At 34.4% G+C, this 24148-nt stretch carries 22 protein-coding genes; 14 read left to right on the top strand and 8 right to left on the bottom strand.

The genetic code is table 11. From position 1 onward, the window contains the following. Positions 1 to 102 precede the first annotated feature (102 nt). The 3 genes from ACFOUY_RS08580 to ACFOUY_RS08570 form a co-directional block, all read right to left on the bottom strand. Complete coding sequence (locus ACFOUY_RS08580) at positions 103 to 1902, bottom strand: ABC transporter ATP-binding protein (RefSeq protein ID WP_378960095.1); 1800 nt, start codon at positions 1900 to 1902, stop codon at positions 103 to 105. Further along, a complete protein-coding gene (locus ACFOUY_RS08575; RefSeq protein WP_378960094.1) occupies positions 1847 to 3583 on the bottom strand; it encodes an ABC transporter ATP-binding protein in 1737 nt (578 codons plus the stop codon). The genes ACFOUY_RS08580 and ACFOUY_RS08575 overlap by 56 nt, the downstream gene beginning before the upstream one ends. Before the next feature lie 158 nt (positions 3584 to 3741). Beyond that, positions 3742 to 4344: an LURP-one-related/scramblase family protein gene (locus tag ACFOUY_RS08570; protein ID WP_378960093.1), complete on the bottom strand. Its 603-nt coding sequence runs from the start codon at positions 4342 to 4344 to the stop codon at positions 3742 to 3744. A gap of 116 nt (positions 4345 to 4460) precedes the next feature. Here ACFOUY_RS08570 and ACFOUY_RS08565 point away from each other — a divergent pair, with 116 nt between their 5' ends. Continuing rightward, positions 4461 to 5306, top strand: coding sequence for a CvfB family protein (locus tag ACFOUY_RS08565; protein WP_378960092.1), 846 nt, complete (start codon positions 4461 to 4463; stop codon positions 5304 to 5306). A gap of 183 nt (positions 5307 to 5489) precedes the next feature. Here the strand turns inward: ACFOUY_RS08565 and ACFOUY_RS08560 are convergent, their stop codons facing one another. From ACFOUY_RS08560 to ACFOUY_RS08550, 3 genes are all read right to left on the bottom strand, one after another. Continuing rightward, positions 5490 to 6158, bottom strand: a complete 669-nt coding sequence (locus ACFOUY_RS08560; protein ID WP_378960091.1) for an MCP four helix bundle domain-containing protein — start codon at positions 6156 to 6158, stop codon at positions 5490 to 5492. 116 nt (positions 6159 to 6274) lie between these two features. Continuing rightward, complete coding sequence (locus ACFOUY_RS08555; protein ID WP_378960090.1) at positions 6275 to 7708, bottom strand: ATP-dependent DNA helicase; 1434 nt, start codon at positions 7706 to 7708, stop codon at positions 6275 to 6277. 656 nt (positions 7709 to 8364) lie between these two features. Then, a complete protein-coding gene (locus tag ACFOUY_RS08550) occupies positions 8365 to 9504 on the bottom strand; it encodes a putative sensor domain DACNV-containing protein (RefSeq protein ID WP_378960089.1) in 1140 nt (379 codons plus the stop codon). A gap of 250 nt (positions 9505 to 9754) precedes the next feature. On the opposite strand from ACFOUY_RS08550, the gene ACFOUY_RS08545 reads away from it, so the two are divergent. The 5 genes from ACFOUY_RS08545 (at position 9755) to ACFOUY_RS08525 (ending at position 12997) form a co-directional block, all read left to right on the top strand. After that, positions 9755 to 10561, top strand: coding sequence for a DUF3822 family protein (locus tag ACFOUY_RS08545; RefSeq protein ID WP_378960088.1), 807 nt, complete (start codon positions 9755 to 9757; stop codon positions 10559 to 10561). Further along, complete coding sequence (rsmD, locus tag ACFOUY_RS08540; protein WP_378960087.1) at positions 10552 to 11097, top strand: 16S rRNA (guanine(966)-N(2))-methyltransferase RsmD; 546 nt, start codon at positions 10552 to 10554, stop codon at positions 11095 to 11097. The genes ACFOUY_RS08545 and rsmD overlap by 10 nt, the downstream gene beginning before the upstream one ends. A gap of 147 nt (positions 11098 to 11244) precedes the next feature. Further along, positions 11245 to 11706 (top strand): pantetheine-phosphate adenylyltransferase, encoded by a 462-nt coding sequence (gene coaD / locus ACFOUY_RS08535; protein WP_378960086.1) that lies wholly within the window; start codon positions 11245 to 11247, stop codon positions 11704 to 11706. Positions 11707 to 11895: 189 nt separating this feature from the next. Then, positions 11896 to 12399: an RNA polymerase sigma factor gene (locus ACFOUY_RS08530; RefSeq protein WP_378960085.1), complete on the top strand. Its 504-nt coding sequence runs from the start codon at positions 11896 to 11898 to the stop codon at positions 12397 to 12399. Further along, positions 12389 to 12997: a hypothetical protein gene (locus ACFOUY_RS08525; protein WP_378960084.1), complete on the top strand. Its 609-nt coding sequence runs from the start codon at positions 12389 to 12391 to the stop codon at positions 12995 to 12997. Before ACFOUY_RS08530 ends, ACFOUY_RS08525 begins: the two co-directional genes overlap by 11 nt. An 89-nt stretch (positions 12998 to 13086) precedes the next feature. Here the strand turns inward: ACFOUY_RS08525 and ACFOUY_RS08520 are convergent, their stop codons facing one another. After that, positions 13087 to 13698: an NUDIX hydrolase gene (locus ACFOUY_RS08520; RefSeq protein ID WP_378960083.1), complete on the bottom strand. Its 612-nt coding sequence runs from the start codon at positions 13696 to 13698 to the stop codon at positions 13087 to 13089. Between ACFOUY_RS08520 and pyrE the strand changes: the two genes are divergently transcribed. The 6 genes from pyrE to ACFOUY_RS08490 all read left to right on the top strand — a co-directional run bounded on the left by pyrE (position 13697) and on the right by ACFOUY_RS08490 (position 21175). Further along, entirely contained in the window at positions 13697 to 14362 is a 666-nt protein-coding gene (gene pyrE, locus ACFOUY_RS08515) for an orotate phosphoribosyltransferase (protein ID WP_378960082.1), read from the top strand. The two genes, ACFOUY_RS08520 and pyrE, sit on opposite strands and share 2 nt — an antisense overlap. Positions 14363 to 14397: 35 nt before the next feature. Next, on the top strand, positions 14398 to 14793 hold the full coding sequence (locus tag ACFOUY_RS08510) for an SRPBCC family protein (RefSeq protein WP_378960081.1): 396 nt from the start codon (positions 14398 to 14400) through the stop codon (positions 14791 to 14793). Between the two features lie 999 nt (positions 14794 to 15792). Beyond that, positions 15793 to 18387, top strand: coding sequence for an ATP-dependent chaperone ClpB (gene clpB, locus ACFOUY_RS08505; RefSeq protein WP_378960080.1), 2595 nt, complete (start codon positions 15793 to 15795; stop codon positions 18385 to 18387). Positions 18388 to 18534: 147 nt separating this feature from the next. Then, positions 18535 to 19188 (top strand): hypothetical protein, encoded by a 654-nt coding sequence (locus ACFOUY_RS08500; RefSeq protein ID WP_378960079.1) that lies wholly within the window; start codon positions 18535 to 18537, stop codon positions 19186 to 19188. A 419-nt stretch (positions 19189 to 19607) separates the two neighbouring features. Then, complete coding sequence (locus ACFOUY_RS08495; protein WP_378960078.1) at positions 19608 to 20123, top strand: DUF6646 family protein; 516 nt, start codon at positions 19608 to 19610, stop codon at positions 20121 to 20123. Between the two features lie 416 nt (positions 20124 to 20539). Next, positions 20540 to 21175: an outer membrane beta-barrel protein gene (locus tag ACFOUY_RS08490; protein WP_378960077.1), complete on the top strand. Its 636-nt coding sequence runs from the start codon at positions 20540 to 20542 to the stop codon at positions 21173 to 21175. Between the two features lie 55 nt (positions 21176 to 21230). Here the strand turns inward: ACFOUY_RS08490 and ACFOUY_RS08485 are convergent, their stop codons facing one another. Next, the gene (locus ACFOUY_RS08485; protein ID WP_378960076.1) at positions 21231 to 22433 is read right to left on the bottom strand and encodes an MFS transporter; all 1203 of its coding nucleotides are present in this window, start codon (positions 22431 to 22433) and stop codon (positions 21231 to 21233) included. A gap of 95 nt (positions 22434 to 22528) precedes the next feature. On the opposite strand from ACFOUY_RS08485, the gene ACFOUY_RS08480 reads away from it, so the two are divergent. Continuing rightward, entirely contained in the window at positions 22529 to 23086 is a 558-nt protein-coding gene (locus tag ACFOUY_RS08480; RefSeq protein ID WP_378960075.1) for an NADPH-dependent FMN reductase, read from the top strand. Positions 23087 to 23401: 315 nt separating this feature from the next. Then, positions 23402 to 24004 (top strand): outer membrane beta-barrel protein, encoded by a 603-nt coding sequence (locus ACFOUY_RS08475; protein WP_378960074.1) that lies wholly within the window; start codon positions 23402 to 23404, stop codon positions 24002 to 24004. Positions 24005 to 24148: the final 144 nt, after the last annotated feature.

Here is a 24148-nt window from a genome sequence, read left to right as displayed (position 1 = left end):
TGGGCTTGCAAAGTGGGGATTAATCAATTGGTTTGCAAGTAAAAATGTTGTGAAAAACTGTTCGTCAATCGCGAGTTTTCTACATAATTGATGAGTTTCCGATTAACTAACCCTTTTGCCTTTCAATAACATATCCAAAGCATCGTTAAGTGTTCCTGCCATTTGTACCTCACCTTCGTTTACAAAATAAATTTCATCTGCATTTTCGATTGTGTTTAAACGATGTGCAATGATAACCAAAGTTGTTTCTTTTGATAATTTATTCAGAATAATGCTGAGTAATTGTTCGGTAATAGTATCAATATTAGCTGTAGCTTCATCTAGAATCAACAGTTCTGGATTACGAAGAACAGCCCTCATAAAAGCAATTAATTGCTTTTGGCCCAAACTAATACTATCAGAACCTGATATAATTTGCGTATTCAATCCTTCATCAAAAATGGCTAAAAGTGCATTTAGGTTAGCATCTTCAATAATTTTTTTTAGCTCATCATCGCTTACATCTCTATACTGACTATTTCCATAAAGAATATTATCCTTCACTGTTCCAGTAAATAAAAATGGTTCTTGTAAAATAAAACCGATTTTCTTGGTGCGTTCTTCTGCAGAGAATGAACGAATGTCTTTTCCATTTAACAAAACCGTTCCTTTAGTAGCATCGTAAAGACGAGAGATTAAAGATGCAGTTGTTGTTTTCCCACCACCTGTAGGTCCAATTAAGGCATAAGTTTTACCTTTTTCGAATCGTAAGTTAATGTTATGCAAAATCTCTTTAGAATCATCATATGAGAAATGAACGTTTTTAAATTCTAGCAAAGCATCTGATTTTTCAGTTTGGTTATCCTCAACCTGATTCAGATTATTATCCAACAATAGGATTTGCGAAATTCGATCCCAACTCGCCATAGCCACTTGAAAACTTGTCCAAAGGGCAGCCAATTGCCTTAAAGGATTATAAAAATTTGTACAATACGAAATGTAACTTACTAATAAGCCTAAAGAAAAGTTACCAATAGAAATTAGATATATACCAAATAGCAAAACAATTAATTGTGCTGAGCTGGAAAGTAAACCATAAACAGGTACAAAAATATTATTAGCTAAGCCAGCGCCAATTGCCATTTTATAATTTTCTTTGTTGGCTTCATTGAAACGTTTTCTAAAATAATCGCGACGGTTAAAAGCGATAATCACCTTAAAATTGTTTAAACTTTCTTGAATTTCGGCACTTAAACCGCCCGTGCTTTTTAAACTTTTAGCATTCTTTGCTTTAACCCAAGGCGATAACACAACCGTAAATAATACGATTACAGCCGCTGGCGAAAGCGCCGCAGCACCAAGTTCTAAATTAATGGATAGCAGAAAAATGCCAGCACCAATCATGGTTACAATACTGCTTACAAACTGCATTAACGACTGGGAGAAAAATTGGTTTATTTTATCAGTATCGCTATTTACTCTAGAAATTAAATCGCCAGCTTTATTTTGATTGAAAAATGAAACAGGTAATTCCTGTAGCTTATTAAAAATTGCATTTCTTAGTGCAAAAAGCATTCTCTGGCCAATACCGCCCATTAGTTTTGTTTGCGTGTAGCCAGTAATCATCGCAATCATATACATCACTAATAAGATTCCTCCAAAAAGCAATACTCCATCAAATTGTTTGGTGCGAATGTAAGTATCGATGGTATGGCCAACCAAAAGCGGACCAAGCAAAAGCAAACCAGCATTAACCAAGATGGCAATGAGTGCAAGCCATAGATTTTTTTGTTCTTCAGAAATGAATTTCAGCAATCTTTTAAGCGCTTTGTAGGTCGATTGCTTTTCCTGACTTTCGCTTATCTGGTTAAGATTGTATTTCATAATTGCTGGTGCTCTGTTGTGAATTGTAAATTTGAACATATTCGGCACTGCTTTTTAGCAATTCCTGATGAGTTCCGGCGGCAATGATTTCGCCTTGCATTAATAAAATAACTTTATCGTAATTTTCTACCGATGCTATTTTTTGTGTAACGGATAACAATGTTAATCCTGGATAATTCTGTTGGATATTCTCTAAAATCTGCTTTTCTGTGTTGGTATCAACCCGAGCAGTAAAATCGTCCAACAATAAAATTTTTGGATTAACCGCCAAAGCTCTCGCCAGCATAATCCGCTGTTTTTGTCCACCAGAAAGGCTATTTCCACGTTCAGATATAATGGTATTTAATTTATCAGGCAAAGCATCTACAAAATCTTTTAATTCGGCAGTTTGGATAGCTTTTGCTAGAGATTCATCCGTTACTGTATCACTAAAAGCAATATTCTCGCGAATACTCATGTTAAACATTATACTATCCTGAAAAACGAACCCAACTTGTTTATGAAAATTTTCTTGATTGTAGTTCTTGATTTCTTTGCCATCTAAAAGAATTTCGCCACTATTGGCTTCTATTAACCCAGTTAAAATATAAAGGAGTTGTGTTTTTCCAGCTGCCGTTGGGCCGATAATTGCAGTTTTAGAGCCAGCTTTTGCGGCGAAAGAAATATCTTTTAAGATTAGTTTTTGCCCTGATGATAATGAAATATTTTTAGCTTCAACATCTCCACTAAGTTCATTTCTTAGCGTACCGGGATGTTTAATTTCTGGTGCATTTAATACACTTTCAATTCTTTGGTAAGATGCAGTAGCTTGAGCAATTACGTTGCTCATAAAACCAATTACTAAAATTGGGAAGATAATTAATGCCAAATAGCTGTTAAATGCAGCAAATTCTCCTAAAGTCATGCTACCCGTTATAACGAAATGCCCACCAAGTACTAAAATGGTTAAACCTGCAAGGTTGGCCACAAAAACTATAATTGGAATTAAACCCGCAAATAGACGAAGAATAGATAAACCTAAATTTCTGGCTTTGGCATTTGCATCTAAAAATTTATTATATTCTAACTGCTGCGAGTTGATTACCCGTATTAATGCTGAACCAAAAATACTCTCACTAATTACTTTATTTAACCAGTCGATTACTTCCCTGCTTTTGATAAATAACACCCGCACTTTTTTCAAAACAAAGAAAAAGGCACCACCAATTATCGGAACAATTGCAATGATGCAAAGCGCAAGTTTCCAGTTAATTATTAACAGAAAAATACTTGCGCCAAAAATCAAAAAGATAGATGATGCTAGCGAAACTATTGCTTGCGAAACAAACATTTTTATCGAATCTGCATCCGATGTGAGGTTTGTAAGTAACTTTGATGGATTTGCCTGAAGAACATAAGCATGGCTTTGATGCGAAATTTGGTCAGAAAGTTTGGTTCTTAAATCTCTTGCCACACGCTCAGATGCATAAGTTTGAACAATGCTTTGCAAGTAGGTAAAGATGAAAACCAATATAATTGCACCTGCAAATTGGATTAAAATTGAATTTAAATCGAAAGTTTTGTTTGTATACGAATCGATACCGTGAGCAATAATTTTGGGCAGTAATAAATTAATACCATTGCTTAATAAAGCGAATAAAATCAGCAAAAAAATTAAGCCTTTGTATGATGCAAGTAAACTAAAAACACTAGGTTTTTTAGCCTCTTTTGGTTTTGCCATGTTAATGAATGAACACTTTTGTGAATATCAAATTTAACCGTTTTATTTGATATGATTTGTAAGAAAAACATTAAAATTAGATTAGTGAATGATTAATTGCATTGATAAGAGAAATTCTCGCTATAAATTAACCATTCACTCAATTTTTATTAAATCGCTTACTTACTTTCTTTCAAAACCATATCAATAGTAATAGCAGTTGCTACTATAGCTACTTTATGATTACTTTCAGCATAATTCGGATCGATAGAAACATTATACTTATCTGCAGTAGTAAATACCTCTTTTAATGCGCCAGCCCACTTCTTGCTAATTTTACCAAGTTCTAAACCAGCAATATTGGTTATATTAAAATTCCATGCTTTCCAGTCGCCGGTTATTTTTGCAATTTCTGTTCCAGAAACCGGGTCAGAAATTGTAAATGTTGGTTTAAACAGCTTAAATTTCTGCTTAATGATACCCACCTCTACTCCAATTGGGTCTGTAACAGTAATTTTCGACATCCAAAATGTCCAGCCTCTGCTTATAGTTGCTTGCAGTTGATCATTTACATCCGTAATTTCCAATTTAAATGGCATCATACGTTTATCAACCAGCAAGGTTAATGCTTTTTGCCAACCACTTATACGTTGCTTAATAATACCAATTTGAGCACCTTGTTCGTTATATACTTTATACTCATTCGCAAATTTTAAAAAGTTTACCTTTTCATCTATAAAATATTCGTCGCTTAAAAAAAATGTAGGAATCTCCTTATTCATAATGTAGTTTTATTTAGATAAGCCGCTAAATTATATAAAAAAATTAAAATCGGCTGTTGCCTTTAAAGATTACTACATTTGCAAAGAACCATTGAAGAAAATGGTTAACCCACATTATGATTGAAATAGGAAAATACAACGAGCTAAGAGTTTTAAGTAAAACTGAAGCTGGTTTAAATTTAACAGATGGCGATAAACTGGTAGTTTTACCCTACCAATATGTACCAAAAGGCTTGGAAATTGGCGATAACGTTAACGTTTTCGTTTACATTCAAAAAGACGGTCGCTTAACCGGAACTACACAAAAAGCTTACGCAGAAGTTGGAGACTTTGCTTTCTTAAAAGTTGTTTCGGATGGTGATGATGGTATTTTTATGGATTTAGGTATCGATAAAGATGTTTATGTGCCTACCAAAGAACAAAAAAGACCAATGCAAAAAGGCTATAAATATGTAGTTTATTTGTATCTGGATGAAAATAACGATCGCTTACTGGCATCATCAAAACTATATGATTTTGTTGAGGAAGAAGACTTCGATTTTGAAGAGGGCGATGAGGTAAGTTTATTAATTACCGAAGAAACAGATTTAGGTTTCAATGCCATTATTAACAATACTTATATTGGTTTACTTTACCATAACGAGGTTTTTGATAACATCCAAATCGGAGAGCAGCGTAAAGGTTGGATTAAAAAAATACGTGTGGAAGGGAAAATTGATTTGACTTTACAGCCAAGTGGATACGGACACATTTTAGATTCGAAAGAAATGATGTTAGCAGAGTTGAAAAAGAGCGGCGGCGTGATTGAATTGGGCGATAAAAGTTCTCCAGATGAGATTTATCATCGCTTCCAGATTAGCAAAAGTGCTTTCAAAAAAACAATCGGTTCGCTTTACAAAGAGCGCTTAATTGTACTTTCTGACGATTCTATTAGGTTATTAACCGACGAAGACGCAGAATAATAATTCTATTTTTAGCCACAGATTTACAGATTACTTAATTTATTTTAAATCTGTAAGTCTGTGGCTATTTTAATTTCGATTCTTTTCCGTGTATTCCGAGTTTCCGTGGCTAATATTTTTATATGTAACACAGATAAAAAAAATATTATCTTTGGTCATCTTTGAAAATCAGTGGTTAACATCTTAATTCAAATTAAATTTCTCATTTTGAATCTTAACCGCATTTGATGCAGAAACTATAGACACTATCATAATCCCAATAACGATGGCCAAAATTACCTGTATAGTAGAATAAACCTTAGTACCAGAAACAAAGATTTTCGAATCCTTAATTAGCTCATTTCCAACATTAGATTGAATTTTTATTAAAGCCGAAAGCTTAGCCAGAGTTTCGCTAGATGCATTTCTGCCAATAGATTCATAAACTTTTTTACCTTCTCCACCTGCCAAATTAAGCACCTTATTTTCAAGCTTCTGTTGAACCTGAAGGGCATTTTTCAAATCGTTCAAAAAAGTTTTTTCTTGTTTCACTAATAAAGTTAGTTCGTATTTATTAATAACAGAGTCAATTTTGCGATTGTGATTATTAATTTTAGATACAATTTCCGATGGATGCACCACATTTTCAACCAAAGCATCTTGAAGAATCGAATTTTTATGGTAAAGATTTTCGGCAATGAAATATAAATCTGTTGCCGGAACCAACCTATCGTTATACATCGAAATAAACGACTCATTTATTTTCTTAACACTTTTATCCTCCAAAAAACGAATAAGCAAAGTGCAACACATAATGCAAAAAAGCAGAAAAGCTATTTTTAACTTATTTTTAAGACTAAAAGCGAATTTCATAGTATAATTGGTTAGCAGTTATTTTCAACATCATTAACCACAAATAATTGGAATAAACATAGATAAGTACATTTAAATCTGTGAGAATCTGTGGCTAAAAAATCGGCAAAAGTTCTCTAAAAATAATCTTCCTGCGCTGTCTTTGCGAAAAGCTGTGGCGCAAAATTCACTAAATATAGTTCTTTTTTTGCTCGGGTTACAGCGGTATATAACCATCGCAGAAAATCCAAGTCAATCATTTCTTCTGTCAAATAACCTTGGTCGGCAAAAACGGCATCCCATTGCCCACCTTGCGCTTTATGGCAGGTTACCGCATAAGCAAATTTAATCTGCAAAGCATTGTAAAATGGGTCGGCTTTAATGGCAAGCATACGTTGACGCTTATTGGCAATGTGTTCATAATCTTCGTTCAAACCATCAAAAAGCTTTTTATTTTGCTCGTAAGGTAAATTTGCCGATTCTAAATTCAGTGTATCCAACATTACTTTACAACTGATCTGGCCAGCCGCCGGAAAATCCAGAAACTCTAAAGTAGCATCGGCAAAACGGAACCCGTAACGCTCTTCCTCTCCCCTTACCCTAATCACTTTCGCCATGTCGCCATTGGCGATAAAGGCAGTTTCCTCATTTTCTGGCAACCAAAAATAATTATTTCGAACCACCATAATCTGGTCGCCACCAGTTAATTCCTCTTCGCGGTAAAGCAACCGAGCCCTAATCTGCTGATTATAAATATTAGCCGATTTATTAGAACGACAAACCACGAGTGTATTTTCAATCCCAAATTTTCGGTAAGCATATTCTAATCCCTCCACTAATCTGGCGCCCGCCATATTGTAAATATCCTTGTAGTTTTTGGTCAGAAATTTAGGTAGAGGTTTTTCAGGATTTTTAGAAATTTGGTTTCTGAGCATCGTAGCATTTGCCAAAATCCCTGATTTCTTTTCCTGCCTAACCACCTCTTTCAACTCCACAGAAGTTATCGTTAAAGCAAATTTATCTTTCAAATATTGCTCATTCAGTGCCGGACTATCCAAGCTTCCGACAGGGGGTAATTGTGCTGTATCGCCAACAAAAAGCAAGAAACAGTTTTTAGTGTTGTAAACAAACTCCAACAAGTCTCTCAAAATAGAAGAACCCGTTTCATTAAATTCGTCGGCAATCATCGATGCCTCATCAATAATAAAAAGGGTATTTTCAGATAAGTTTGGTGCAATTTGAAATTGCATTTCTGGCGATGCTGCCGAACGTTTTCGATAAATCCGTTTATGAATCGTTAACGCTTTTCGGTACGAATATTGGCTCATTACCTTCGCCGCTCGTCCGGTTGGCGCCAACAATTCGCTGCGTAAATTAAATTGCGCCAATACTTTAACCAATGCCGCAACCGAAGTTGTTTTACCAGTTCCGGCATAACCTTTCAAAACAAAACACTTGTATTCATCGTCTTCCTGCAAAAACCTCGACATCCGCTCGCAAAAAAGCAATTGCTCTTTCGTTGGCGTATGCTCGTAAGCCTGGGCAATAAGTTGACTTTTATCTATGTACATTATTATTGAATGGTTTTAATGTTTAATTGTTTTGAAATACGTTGGCCTATTGATTTGGAAAGCATTGCAATGCTAATTGGTTTCAGCAGCCCGTCTTTCCGCTATATCTTTTGGCTGTCCTTCGACTACGCTCAGTATGACAGCAAAAAATGCCGCTGCAATACGGTTTAAACGGCAAAGATAAGCGCTATTTTTAATGTTTGTTTAGCAAAACACTAACAATTGATTTACATAATACAAAGCCTTTTAATGTTGTAGTAAGAAGCTGCGACTAGTTTGGGGAACAATACATTTATTACTTGCTATAGCCGCCCTGCTGAACGACATAGGAGATGATGGATAGAGAAGCAGTTGAAAATTGTGCAGCATTTTTCATTTAGTAATTTCCAAAACAGCGGCAAGTCTGATTTTTTCATCAGACCTAGTCCGCTGTTGCAATTAAATTTTCGAATGGCTTATCAGGCATCAGGTCCAAGTCTTGATTTTTTGTTTCTTTTGTATCAAGACAAAAGAAAAAATGCCTCCCGATGAAATATCGGGACAGGTTATCCGGCCAAAACAAATAAAATATCAAATTGCTTTAAGATTCCCGCATACGCGAGAATGACGACTTCGCGAAAATAAATAATCTTTGAGAAAATGACTTGGCGAAAAAACTATAATAACAACGTTTCAATCCTATGCGCCATTACCATATCTTGCTTATTACTCCAGCTAAAAATAGTAAAATGACCGTCCTGAGAAGCTACCAAACCAATAGCTTGCGGTTGATCGTTAACAAACTGCGCTACCGAAAAATGCCTTGTTCCACCCAATTGCCCGGGATATAGAATCTTATCCTCACCACCAACAATTGGCTCAGAAAATGCAATCTGCTCAACCGTTGGCTTACCTTTAGCACGACCAATTTTTGCTCCAAAAGCAATTAAATCAAATTCTTCATTAATAATTGTTGCACCATCAACGGCAGTTAAGCCTGCCAAATGCTCAACCTCTCTACGAACAGCGCCTTGAGAAAAAATTTCTGTTTGGTTACCACCTTGTTTCGCAAGATTAGATAATCCATTAAAAGGCGGTTCTACTAAATATTGAATTGGATGAATAATAGATTCTGCCCATTTTTCATCACCCTTTGGAACAATTAGTAAAGCACCTCCTCGACCGTGAGCTCGCATAGAAACTGCAAATTGTATCAAAATATTTATCGGGTCGTTCCAGCTTGCCAAAACCGTTAAATCAAGCAAAGCTTTCAAAATCGGCGGACAATCACGATTTGTGCAACTAGTATCATCTACAATTCTAATTTGTTCGCCTTTTAAAACCGCTACATTGGTAAATTTACCAATCCCATATATCCTTCGGTGTTTGATAACAATCAAACCCGGCTCAGAAACATCTACAACAAAACAGAAATTTGGAATATTTAGCGTAGTACCCCAAATGTAAAGCTCGCCATCCTCTTCCCAAACCCCCAAGTGGATACCAGATCGCTCTATTCCAGGCGCAATTTTGGTTAATGTATTTGCATTTAAAGCCAATCGTTTTGCAAAATGCAATGGATTTGAAGTTTGCGAGGGTGGTAAAAAAGCTATCGAAATTCGAGGGGAATGTCCCTCTTCCTTACGTAAACTGCTCCAAAAAGCGACATCAATTATGGCCTCAATTATATTTTTATTTGGTTGTGTAGCCAAATCTACTTCACCTTGCGCAATTGCATTTTTATGCAGCTTAACAAAATGTTGCTCAATTGTTGCCGAAATAGTATTTGCGGCTTTATAAGTAGGCTTGTAACTCATGTTTCGAATTTAAGTCGAATATTTCGAATTTTTGATAAGCTAAAGGTTTGATTTTGGTAAAAATATTTATCGTTGTTTTACCGCAAAGAAAGATTTTCATCACCACTAATGTGCAAAGAACCAAAGCTTGGTTTATTATTTTTAGTTGGGCAAAATAAAAGTAAAACCTTGAAAACCCTACTTTGCGTTCTTTGCGAAAAAACTTTGCGCCCTTTGCGGTTAATCCTTAAAAAACTCTATTTTTGTTTCAATGAGTAAAAACAGTCTTTTATTAGTCGACCCGAATTTTAAAGCTGACACATCTGCAAACTGCCATTTATTATTAAAAATAACAAATGATAGTTTTTCTTACGCAATAATAAATAAGGATTCTGAGCAGATTAACGTAATTTTCGACAGACAAGGTTGCGAAGATATTGCACAAGTTTTAAAAGCTGCTTTTGAAACTGATGGTTATTTATCTCAAAAGTATGGTGCGATAAAGGCAGCTGTTCACACTCCTAATTTTATTTTCATTCCTGATGAATGGTTCGACGCAGATAACCTTTCGGTTTATTCTAAATTCTTAGGTTCAGACGGAAAATTTCACACTAAACATCATGAGGATTTAGGTTTTAACACACTTTTCTCTTTAAATGAAAAAGTTGAAGAGAAACTCCCTAAAAATACAATTGTTTATCCGCAATCTTCACCGCTCCTGGCACTGTTTAGTCATTTATCAGGCGAAGCCTTATTAATCGATTTTACAGCAGGATCATTTAATGTGCTGTTTGTTAAAAACGAAAAAATTAATTTTCAAAATCATTATCAGGCGGAAAATGCAGAAGAGTTTAATTACTTTTTGCTTTTAATTATGGAGCAACTGGGCTTGAATGATTCTATTCCTGTTTATTTACAAGGCATTATCAATGAGGATGATGATTACTACAATACCTTATTAAAATATTTCAATAACCTTTATTTCTTTCTTCCTGCTAGAAAACAAAAAAGTGAATTACTGGCCGATATGCCACAACACTATTTCAGCGGATTACTTGCTTTAGATTTATGCGAATAATTGGAGGCAAATTAAAAGGTATCCGTTTGCAACCACCAGCAAATTTACCTGTTCGCCCAACAACAGATATGGCTAAAGAGGCCTTGTTCAATATATTAAATAATAAATTCGACTTCGAAACTTGTACCGTTCTCGATTTATTCTGCGGAACGGGAAGTTTAACTTTTGAGTTCGCATCTCGCGATGCGGAAAGTATTTTAGCAATTGATATGGATTACGGCTGCGTTAACTGGGTTAAGAATACAGCTAAGAAATATGAGTTTAGTCAGGTTGATGTACGCAAAGGCGATGTTTTTAAATTGCTTAAACAAATGACGGGTTCTTACGATTTAATCTTCGCCGACCCGCCGTACAATATGCCAAATATTCCGCAATTGCCTATTTTGGTTAAAGAACAGCAATTACTTAAACAGGATGGTTTGCTGGTAGTGGAACATCAAAGCAATATGAAATTGAATACCCAACCTGGTTATTTAGAAACACGAAAATACGGTAATTCGTCGTTTAGTTTTTTTGAGTACGTGGCGGCTACTTAACCGCAAAGAACGCTAAGTTTTTCGCAAAGAGCACAAAGGTTTAGGTTATTAGTTGAACGGGAGGTCGTCAGCTAGGCACGAATGCCAAGCTTTAGTCTTTAATCTTTTTGCTTTAAGCTTTCCACATAAAAAATCTATATTTGAACTATGAAAATAGCGCTATTTCCAGGTTCGTTTGACCCGATAACAATTGCTCACGTTAATATTTTACAACGTGCTATGCCCCTTTTTGATAAAATTGTGATTGGAATTGGCTTGAATAGTTCTAAGCAAAATTTTCTAACAGCCGAGCAACGCTTGCAAATTTTAGAAACCGTTTTTACGGGTTACAAAAACATCGAAATTCAAACTTATGAGGGTTTAACTGTCGATTTCTGTCGAAAAATTAATGCTACTTATATGGTTCGTGGTATTCGTTCCGCATCAGATTTCGAATACGAAAGAGCAATTGCTCAAATTAACCAAACAATGATGCCAGAAGTAGAAACAATATTACTTTTAAGCAAACCAGAATATTCTGCCATCAGCTCTACCATCGTTCGCGATATTTTAAGAAATCATGGCGATGTTAGTCCTTTTGTACCAAAAGAGGCTTTAGAGTTTCTTTAAAATCATCATTCATCTGCATAAAGCTGACAAATTATTTTTTCCAAATAAAATGTAACGTTTTAGAAAATCGAATACCAATTGAGTATATAATATAAATTTATGTATACTCGAACAGTAGAAATTTTCAACCAAGCAATAGTTTCCATCAATCATTAATTCAGTTCATTAAGTCTAGCCAAAATGCCTTAAATGAAAGAAAGTGAAACGATATTTCTTACCCTGATTAATCAGCATAAAGCGATTATACATAAAATTTCAAAAATGTATATGAATGATGCTGAAGAACAGCGAGACCTTTTTCAGGAAATTGTGATGCAGCTTTGGAAAGCTTACCCAAGCTTTAAAGGAAATAGTAAATTCTCTACCTGGATGTATCGGGTATCGTTAAATACAGCATTGATATATTTTAAGAAGGACAGCAGAAAGGTTGATAAAACACCACTTGATGAAAACATCGATATTATAGATATTAATGAAAGTGAATCGAAAGAAGAAAAACTAGCCTACTTATACAAAGCCGTTCATGAATTAAACACGGTTGAAAGAGCATTGATATTTCTATTCTTAGAAAATCAATCTCACAGAGAAATTGCGGAAAATTTAGGCATCAGTGAAGTTAATGCAAGAGTAAAACTAAACAGAACTAAAGAAAAATTACAATTCATCATAAAGAAAAATGGCTATGAATTTTGACGAAATAAAAAACGAATGGAATGCTAAAAACGAGCAAGAAGACAACATTTCTGAAAACATGCTTCAGATAAAGCAAGCTCGAACACCAATAGATATCATAAGAAAAAAGATGAAACACGAGTTCATTTATCAGCTTTTGGCGCTTATTATTATTGCATTATTGCCTTATTTATTAAATTTTTCAGCGGAAATGAAATTGGCCTATCTCGCTTTCTATGCCATAACCTGTGGTTTTACCGCTTATTATTTTTTCAAATTTTATAGGTTCTACAAAAACTCTTACGATATGAGTTTAGATAGCCGAAAAAACATCCTTTGGTTTTATTACGAAATGAAGTTAAATATAGAACTTTACAAAGCACTTACTTACATTATTGCTTTTATTGGATTAGCCTTTTTTGCCCTTTACTTATTCTTGGAAAAGGCTACTACCTTTAGTAAAATCATGAGCAAACTCTCTCCAACATATTTAATTTTAAACTGTTTTATTTCCATTCTGATTATCGGAGTAATAACAGAACTTTGGGCCTGGCATTATTATGGAAAATATTTAAAACGAGTAAAAACCGTAATCGATGAGCTAGATTTTGAAAATTAAGCTATTATGGATTGAAAGTGCATAGCTTACCGTGGGAAGAATGAAATTCTTTCTAAAAATCCACACGGTCTAAATGATGACTATATAATTTACAAAATTCCTCCAGCTCTCAATACATCCATAATTGATGGAAAAGTATTTTTAATTACGGGAGCAATATGGTTTTTATCTAACCAAACCGCTTCATCAATCCCCTCTTCTTTTTGAGGAACCAATTTCGGTTCGCCTTTAACTTTCATTTTATACCAATTCGTTTTTTTAATTACCAGTTTCGAACCGTTTGGATAAACATGATACGTTTTGCAAAGCTTTTCTTCGCGTTTAAAAACCTTAATCCCACACTCCTCCTCAACCTCACGCACAGCAGTTTCTTTCATATTCTCACCATCTTCAAGCTTACCCTTTGGTAAATCCCACTTCTTATTTCTGAAAATAAAAAGGTAATTTCCTCTTGTGCTTTCTACTAAACCTCCGGCTGCCTTAATAATCTCACAATCCTTTTTTAGTCTCCTAAACGTTTCCCGAGGGTTTTTAGTTAAGAAAATGTAGCTTTTTTTAGACCCATTTTTTAATTTTTTGTAAAAAGTTTGTAAATCAAAATCCTGAATTTCAAGCTGTTGAATTTTTTCCTTTTGTTCTGGTAAAACATCTGAGATAAACAAAGTGTTATCGTTGATATAAATTCTGTAATTTTGGGCCATGTATAATAAAAGTGATATTGAATTAAAGGTAGCGGAATTTTTATTACAAATAAAGGCAATTAAATTACAACCTAATAATCCTTTTACTTGGGCGTCTGGTTGGAAATCGCCAATTTATTGCGATAACCGAATTACCCTTTCCCATCCTCAGGTTAGAACTTACATTCGTCAGAAACTTGCGCAGGCAATTCAAGAAGAATTTGGTTCGGTAGATGTTATTGCTGGCGTTGCAACTGCCGGAATTCCACAAGGAGTTTTGGTGGCACAAGAATTAGGCTTACCATTTATTTATGTTAGAGCAAAAGCCAAAGAACACGGAACAGGAAGTTTAATTGAAGGAGAAGTTGTAGAAGGCCAACGTGTAATGGTTATCGAAGACTTAATTTCGACTGGTAAAAGTAGCTTGCAAGCTGTTGAAGCATTAAGAGCTGCTGGTTTATCGGTTGCAGGTTTAGCTGCAATTTTTACCTATGGATTTGAAAAAGCTGATGAAAACTTTGCTGAAGCTAAATGTCGTTACATTACTTTATCTAATTATGCTGCTTTAATTGATTATGCCGCAGAGCATAGTATTATTGCTAAAAGCGACATGGAATTATTGAGTAAATGGCGTTTAAATCCTGCTGAGTGGGGTCAAAATCAGATTTTAAATTCAGAATCTTAATACACAACAATCCCTAATCCAAATATATCCACTCAATGACAATTATTGAAAGCACCGTAGAGGTTAACAAACCTATTAATGAGGTTTATACTTTTCTTTCTAGCATGAATAACCATCAGCAATTGATGCCAGAAAACATTTATAACTGGGAATCTACTGAAGATGAAGCACGTTTTACCATTCAAAATATGGCTAAACTGGCGATTAAGATTTCAAATCGTATAGAGAACCAGGAACTTATTGCTATTCCAACAGAAAAACCACCTTTCGATTTAGAGTTGAAATGGAATGTAGCTGAAAATGGCGATGGAACCATCGCAAAGCTGACCATTTCTGCAGATTTGAATATGATGATGAAAATGTTAGCTTCTGGTCCACTTCAAAAATTAGCAGACCACCAGACACAAAAGCTAAAAGAAATTTTAGGATAAGATAACTCAATACTAAATGCTTGAAGCGTTTTATGGATGCAAAAAATATAAACACTATTCTTAAAAGGATGGTGTTTTTTGGTTAATAAAAACATTCCAATCCCCGAAGAATTACTTTCCAAATAAACGCGATAAAAATAGCTTCCTTTTATTAAATAAAATTCTTATGATTGTGTTTAACACAGTTTATGGGCTTTTACTATTTGCTATTCGTAATTATTGGTTTAATTTTATTTTCGTCTGTTTTAACTTCTATTTTAGCAATTTGGGTTAAAAAAAAAGCTCTAAGGATAATTTAGATAATATTTACGGCTTTTTCCTTTACTTTTTACATTTTACTATTATTTCAAGCCAGCTATTCTAATCAAATATTTGATATTCCGATTGATAAGATTTTTTTAGTAATCACAGCGATTCCACTAATATTACAATTTCATTTTGCTATACAATGTGTAAAAAACGAAATTATTAAAAAACTATTTTTCGGTTTAATTTGCCTATTAATTATACGCATTTTTGATGTCTTTTTAATGATTATTTTCCGATTAATAACTGAAATTATCAACCAAAATCTAAATATTTTAAGTAGTGTAATTTCTTTTATTCTTTTCTTGATACTTTTTGTTGGTTTGGGTTACGTATTTGCTCTTTTATTTTACAATAGCTTAAAATCCTTCCAAACAAACCTGATAAATAGCTTAATCTTTTTTACAATTTTTATCGTAATTGATGAATTGTTGAGGATGATCAATATTTACATCATGTTTAATCGTTTTCTTGTTCATGATGGTTTTACTTATATAATTATCTTCGGCACTGCAATACTTCAAGTTTTGATGGGTACTGTAATTAGTTCTTATCTTTATAAAAACAAGACAAAATTTCAGCATAATTAACTTATTTACAGTAAATTAGTCATTATAAACAAAATCCTAACGACAAAATTTCCGATTATAAAATCAAAACTGCTATGGCATTTGTTTTGACTGAAACGGTTATATGAACTTCAACAATTATACAATAAAAGCCCAGGAAGCAATTCAACAGGCTTCCGAAATAGCTCAAGGCAATCAGCAGCAGGCTATTGAAACGGCACACCTACTTAAGGGTTTGCTTACTGTTGATGAAAACGTGGTTTCTTATGTTTTAAAGAAGTTAAACGTTAACCTGAATTCACTAAATCAAAATTTAGATGATGAGATTGCCAAATTCCCGAAAGTGAGTGGAAGCAATGTCTATTTGTCATCAAATACCAATAATGTTTTACAAAAAGCACAGTCGTTTTTAAAAGAATTTAAAGATGAATTTGTATCTGTAGAGCACTTATTACTTGGAATATTAGCCGTTAATGATAACACTTCTAAGCTTTTAAAAGAACAAGGTGTTAACGAAAAAGATCTTAAAAAAGCAATTGTAGAGTTACGTGGCGATAATCGCGTTACGGACCAAAATGCCGAAGCCACTTACCAGGCTCTAGGTAAATATGCCCGTAATTTGAATGAATATGCAGAAAGCGGAAAGCTCGACCCAGTTATTGGTCGCGATGAAGAAATACGTCGCGTAATTCAGATTTTATCTCGCAGAACAAAAAATAATCCAATTTTAATTGGCGAGCCAGGTGTTGGTAAAACTGCAATTGCAGAAGGCATTGCGTTTAGAATTATTAAAGGTGATGTACCCGAAAATCTTAAAAGTAAAGTAGTTTACTCTTTAGATATGGGTTCGTTAATTGCTGGCGCAAAATATAAAGGTGAGTTCGAAGAGCGCTTAAAAGCGGTAGTTAAAGAAGTTACGCAGAGCGATGGTGATATTATTTTGTTTATCGATGAGATACACACTTTAGTTGGTGCAGGCGGTGGCGAAGGTGCTATGGATGCCGCAAATATTTTGAAACCAGCTTTGGCTCGTGGCGAATTGCGTGCAATTGGAGCAACAACTTTAGATGAATATCAAAAATATTTAGAAAAAGATAAAGCTTTGGAGCGTCGTTTCCAGAAAGTTATGGTTGAAGAACCTGATACGCAGGATGCCATTTCTATTCTACGTGGTTTGAAAGAACGTTACGAAACACACCACAAGGTTCGAATTAAAGATGAAGCCATTATTGCAGCCGTAGAAATGAGTCAGCGTTATATTTCTGATCGTTTTTTACCAGATAAAGCTATTGATTTAATGGATGAAGCAGCCTCTAAATTACGCATGGAAATGGATTCTGTTCCGGAAAATGTAGACGCTTTGGACAGAGAAATTATGCGTTTAGAAATTGAACGGGAAGCCATCAAACGTGAGAAAGATGATAAAAAGGTAAAAGAGTTATCTGAAGAGATTGCAAATTTATCGGCAGAGCGTGATGAATTAAAAGCAAAATGGCAGGGTGAAAAAGATTTGGTTGATAATTTAAACAACCAAATGGAACTTATAGAGCAATATAAATTAGAAGCTGAGCAAGCTGAACGTGCAGGAGATTATGGCAAAGTTGCCGAAATCCGTTACGGAAAAATTAAAGAAGCACAAGATACTTTCGAGAAACTTAAAGCCGATTTAGAAAGTCAGCAAACAGATAGCAGAATGCTCAAAGAAGAAGTTACTGCCGATGATATTGCTGGTGTTGTTGGCCGCTGGACAGGTATTCCGGTTACAAAACTGATTGCTAGTGAGCGTGAAAAATTATTAAACTTAGAAGCAGAATTGCACCAACGCGTTGCCGGGCAAGATGAAGCTATTGAAGCTATTTCTGATGCCATTCGTCGCTCTAGGGCAGGTTTGCAAGATAAACGCAAACCAATCGGTTCGTTCATATTTTTAGGAACAACAGGCGTTGGCAAAACCGAATTGGCCAAGGCATTAGCAGAATTTTTATTCAACGATGAGAATGCTTTAACCAGAATTGATATGAGTGAATACCAGGAACGCCATGCGGTTTCTCGTTTAATTGGTGCGCCTCCTGGATATGTGGGCTACGATGAAGGGGGACAACTGACTGAAGCCGTTAGACGTAAACCCTATTCGGTTGTATTGTTAGATGAGATTGAAAAAGCACATCCTGACGTATTTAATATTTTATTGCAGGTTTTAGATGATGGCCGCTTAACTGATAATAAAGGTAGAACGGTGAATTTCAAAAACACCATCATCATCATGACTTCGAACATCGGAGCGCATTTAATTCAGGATAATTTTAAAGATCTGAATGATTTGAACCGTGATGAAGTAATTGCTAAAACTAAAAATGAGTTATTTGAGGTATTGAAGCAAACGATTCGTCCGGAGTTTTTAAACCGTATTGATGAGCTGATTATGTTTACACCATTAAACCGTAGCGAAATCAGGGATATTGTAAGCTTACAGTTTAAACAGGTGCAGCAAACTTTGGCCGAAATGGGTATCACTATGGATGCATCGCCCGAGGCTTTAGATTGGTTAGCACAGTTAGGTTACGACCCTCAATTTGGCGCAAGACCATTGAAAAGAGTTATTCAGAAAAGAATTTTGAATGAGTTATCGAAAGAAATTCTTGCAGGTAAAATTGATAAAGAAAGTAAAATCAAACTGGATATGTTTGACCATAACTTTGTTTTTATAAATCAGAATTAAGCTTAAATAAATTAGCATAAAATCCTACAGAATATCTTCTGTGGGATTTTTTTATGCTTAAAATTTCAACCAGCATTACTGGTATTCCGGTGTTTGTTTTTTGTAGTAGAAATTACTATTTTTAGTTACACACAAAAAACCAATAAAATGAAATCTAGATTAACCATCTTGGCGCTTCTATGCGCCATCAGTTGGCGCAGCTATGGCCAAACTGATAAGGGAACAGGATTTGCCGGCTTAAGTCTTAGTTTTGGCACTTCCAAACAGAATAACTCTACACCGGGCATTAATACCTTTACTGCTACCCCTAGAGGAGGCTATTTTGCAGCGAATAATTTAGCTATCGGATTAGAAATTCCCTTGAACTTATCTAAGCTTCGAGGAGAAAATTATACCAAATGGGATGAAGAAGAAGGAAGGTATAAAAGTGTTAACGGAATCAAAGAATTTAGTTTTGGAATTTCGCCCTTTATAAGAAAATATGTAAATGTAAAAGAGCGGTTCAAGTTTTTTATTCAAGCTAATTTATTGCTCCAAATTAATACTTTTAACCGCGTAGACGATAAAGGTTATCTAATTCGTACCGATGCAAGACCTAAAGGCTGGGGCGCGAGCTTATCACCTGGCTTTGCTTATTTGCTTACAGAAGATTCGAGCATTGATTTTTCATTCCCTATTATAACTTTTTTCCACCAAAATTATTACGCTGAAGAATCTTTGTACAATTTCGATAAGAAGAATAATTTACGATTGGCACTTGATAACTTCACGCCAATATTTAGTATCAACTACCATTTCTAATTGTGGAAAAGCAGAAAAAACTGTTCAGATTTTATAGCAAGTTAATTTGAAAAGTTTCTAAATCTTCTCAAATTTAATTAATAGAACGCAATTGTGATTAACAAGCCTCTAATTCGCCATTTACCCAGAAGTTTAAAATCCAGAAAACTATTTTTAAGTTAAAATTCCTTTTAAAAATCTTTATTATACCTTTGCACCACCAAATCGGTTTGCTAATATTCCTTATAGCAATTACATCCTGTAATATCAGCTTTTAGTTAAAGCTGTATAAAATTAAAAGAATCTTTTTAGTAATGTTTATTTCCAATTGGAATAAACTGTTTTTAATGCGAGCCAGCCCTTCTAATTAATACAGATTTGAGACATTAAAAAGATTTAAATGAGAATTTATTAATTACTTATAAAATCAATTGTTTAAAATGAAAAGAATTATTACAAGCTTATTTCTATTATTTATCGGTTACACACAGGCAAATGCGCAAATAGATGCATATAAAGGAAAAGGCGATTTAAGATATCAAGTTGGTGCCAATCTACAAAAATGGGGAACAGGAATTGTTACCTCTTTAGATTATGGAATTGGCGAAAGTTTTTCAATTGGTGAACAAACCAGTTATTTATTAGGCGTTAAATCTTTCGCTGGTATCGATAAGCCAGGTTTTGGAGATAGATTTGATGTTAAAGCCAGATTCAATGCAAATTTAGGTAGCTTTATTGGCTTACCATCAAACGTAGATGTTTACCCAGGTTTAAATCTTGGTTTAAAGAACTTTGGTGGCCACGTTGGCGGAAGAGTATTTTTCGAAAAAGGTTTTGGATTATTTACAGAGGCACAATTTCCTATTGCAAAATACAATTCTGATGCGATTGGTTACGAGCATCTAAACAATCAGTTCTCTTTTAACATTGGCGTAGCTTTCGATTTAGGAAAATAGAGCTTCACACATCAACAGTACATATATGAGGCTGTATCACAATAAAAAAATCAGCTATTGTAAAAGAATTTAATTTGGTGGTATCGTCATGCTCAGCTTGACTGGGCATCTTAATGCTTTAAAAGGCTTTTATTTCACAACCTTTCTATCGCTTTAAGATTCCCGTTTTCACGGGAATGACGACCGCTCAAAATATTATTCTGCTAATAGTCCTTCAAAATCAATTTTGAGACAGCTTCATTTTCAAGTTATACTATGTGGATTGAAGACTTTGAGGTTACTACGAGTTTTTGTTTCCAAGCCACGAAGCTTGAAATAAAAAAAATAGAATAACACTGTTTTTACAAAAAAATAAACTAAAGACATAGTTTTTGGATTTTTTTTATCTATAATTGATTACACAAAAAAACACACAAATGAAAAAACAACTATTAATGGCTGCTATGGCAGTGCTATGCTTTTCTGCGCCTGGATTTGCACAAACCAAAGGAACAAGTGCATTAAGTTTTGGTGTAAACATTGTTTCATACAAAAACACTTATGACAATGTGGAACAAAATGAAACTAAAAACAATTTGTTTACACTTGGCTATGGCTATTTTTTTAAGGACAATAGTAAAATGGGGCTGGAATTGAATTATGGAGAAAATAAATATATTTCAACTAATCAATACGAACAGACAACCAAAACCTATGGAGGCAACGTTTCTTATCAAAAATATTTCCCGATTGTAAAAACATTATTTGCCTATGCTGGTGGTAAAGCGGCTTATGCAACTGGAACACAAAAGCAGTCTCAAACACAAAATAATGCTAATCAAGAATACATCAATAATTCTTATTCTATTGGTGCTTATGGTGGGATAACATGGTTCTTATCTAAAAGGTTTGCATTCGAAACCAGCTTATTGTCGGCCGATGTAGCTTACAATTCATCTGAACAAACTCAAAATACAAATCCCTCAACTTTAAAAACCAAGAATACTTCGTTCAATCTTAGTAGCCAAGGTTTTATTAACAATTTAGGATTTAAAATTTATATCCTTTTTTAAACAAATTTTCATCCACCTAATGTTGATATCCCATCGTTAATTTGATGGGATATTTTTACTTCCTGTTGGTTTCAATATTTGGTAAAAAACCTGTTAACAATCCGATTAAAGGCAGGAATGCACAAATAGAAAACACATATTCTATCCCCTTAGCATCTGCAAGTTTACCCAGAAGCGCAGAACCGATTCCGCCCATCCCAAAGGCAAAACCAAAAAACAAACCTGCAACAAGTCCAACTTTTCCTGGTATTAATTCTTGCGCATAAACTAAAATTGCAGAGAAAGCTGATGCTAAAATCATCCCTATTGGAACAATTAAAACACCTATCCAAAATAAATTTGCATGGGGTAATAAAAGTGCAAAAGGCGCTGTTCCTAATATCGAGGCCCAAATAACATATTTACGCCCTATTTTATCACCAATTGGTCCACCTAACAAGGTTCCAGCAGCAACAGAAAACAAAAATACGAATAGGTAAATTTGCGAGGTTTGCACTGAAACATGGAATTTATCAATCAAATAAAAAGTAAAATAATTGGTTAAGCTTGCCATATAGAAATACTTTGAAAAAATCAACAACAACAAAATAACTATTGAGAAAATAACCTTTTTACGAGAAAATTGATTGACTACAGCCTGATTGACTGTTTTTTTACTTCTGGCAATCATAAAGCCTTTGTACCAGTTGCCAACATAAGTTAAAATTATAATCGCCAAGAGCGCAATTGCCGAAAACCAAATTATACTAAACTGGCCATAGGGCACAATAATCCAGGCGGCTAATAATGGGCCTAAAGAACTACCGGCATTGCCACCTAATTGAAATACAGATTGAGCCAACCCACGCTTGCCGCCAGATGCTGCATGAGCCATTCTAGAAGCTTCCGGATGAAATATAGAAGATCCAATTCCTATCATCCCAACAGAAAATAGCATTGTGTAAAAATGAGCAGACATTGATAGCATGATTAATCCGCTTAGTGTAAATCCCATACCAATAGCTAACGAATATGGCTGTGGTTTTTTATCGGTGTAAATACCAACAAATGGCTGCAAAAGCGAAGCTGCGAGTTGAAATGTTAAAGTAATTAATCCGATCTGCGAAAAGCTTAAATGGTAGCTAGTTTTTATTACGGGATAAATTGCAGGTATTAAAGATTGAATAGTGTCGTTAAGCAAATGCGAAAAACTTAATGCAAAAAGTATTGGGAATACTGTTTTTTCAATTAAAGTTTGTTGGTTAAAATTTTCGGGCATAATTTATCTGAAAGAAAGCAAAGTTAACATTTGATATTTTATAGGTCTAAAAAATCAATCAAAACTTTTACCTTACATTATAAGTTTATTTAACTATGGATAAAAACGGAAAAATTGTTGGCCTTTGTGGAAGCCTTAGAAAAGGTTCTTATAACGAAATGTTGTTAAAAATTGCTGGAAGTTTAATGCCAGATGGTATCGACTTTGAAATTGTCCGATTTGATGAGATTCCAGTTTACAATGCCGATAATGATATGCCTATTGTAGATGCTCGCCCTGAAAGTGTTATAAAATTTAGAGATGCATTAGCAACGGCAGATGCCTTTATAATTGCATCTCCAGAATATAATTATTCTATTCCAGGTGGCTTAAAAAATGCAATTGATTGGGCGAGCCGTGGCAAAGATTCGCCATTAATGCACAAGCCAGTAGCTATTATGGGTGCAACGCAAGGTATGTGGGGAACTGTAAGAATGCAAACCGCTTTTCTACCCGTACTAACGTTTTTAAATATGAATCCTGTGCTACAACCAGAGGTTTTGATTAGCCAGGCTCAAAACAAATTCGATGAAGACGGAAATCTGAACGACGAAAAAACAATAGACATTATAAAGAAGAAAATTGAAAATCTAATTTCTGCTTGCAGAGTTTAGCAGAAAACATTTATTATTCCAGATGGCTCTGCCAAATTTTCTAAATTAAAACCTGACATTTATACAAAAAAAGTCAGATTGTCAATCTGTCACGCTTCAAAAGTTAATCAATCGATTAACTTTTGGTCACAGCAAAATAATATTGATTTAACATTAAATTCATATCTATTTATTAATAAGTGAGTTAACCAAAAACTGATTCTCAGGTGACTTTTTGCCTGTTTTTTGGCACAGGTATTGACTTTTAGCCAAATATAGTCAGAAATTAAAAAGTATAAATTGACTATATTTTTAAACAAATAAATAATAAAAAAGATGAAAAAACTATTATTATCATTAGTAGCAGTTGCAGGTTTAGTTTATGGTGCTAATGCACAAACAGAAAAAGGAAAAGTAATTTTAGGTGGTAGCGTTGGCTTCAATTCTACTAAAGTTGAAGGTGCAGCAAAATCAGATGTTAGCTTCAATGTTATACCAAGTGTTGGATATTTCGTAGGTAACAACTTCGCAATTGGTACAGGTGTTGGTTACACTTACAATAAAGAAGTTAGCGATTTAAATCAAAATGAGGCATTCGTAGTTGCACCTTTCGGTCGTTACTATGTTAACTTATCAGATCAATTCAAATTCTTTGGTCAATTATCGGTACCAATGGCATTTGGTTCTAACAAAGTAGTTAATGCAAATGGCGATACAGGTGCTAAAGTTGCTTCTACCACTTCAATCGGTGTAAATGTTGCTCCAGGTTTTGCTTTCTTCCCTACTAAAAGAATTGGTATCGAAGTTTCAGTTAATGGCTTAGGTTACCAAAACTTCCAAGCTAAAAACGAGGCCTCAGGTGCTAAAGTAACAACAAACTCTTTCGGCTTAGAGGCTGATACATTCGCTCCAAAATTAGGCGTAATGTTCCACTTCTAGAACCAAGAAATAAATTCAACAAAAAAAGTCCCGATGAAAATGAGGGCACTGAAAAAGTGGACTTAAAATAGTTTGTTTTTGCAAAGCGGATGAATGAGTTCTGAACTCTTCATCCGCTTTATTTTTTTTATGTCATTTGATATT

Source organism: Pedobacter jamesrossensis (assembly GCF_042650905.1).
GTDB classification, from domain to species: Bacteria; Bacteroidota; Bacteroidia; order Sphingobacteriales; family Sphingobacteriaceae; genus Pedobacter; species Pedobacter jamesrossensis.
Note: the sequence above shows the minus strand (reverse complement) of the source record. Positions and strands in the feature narration are given on the sequence as shown.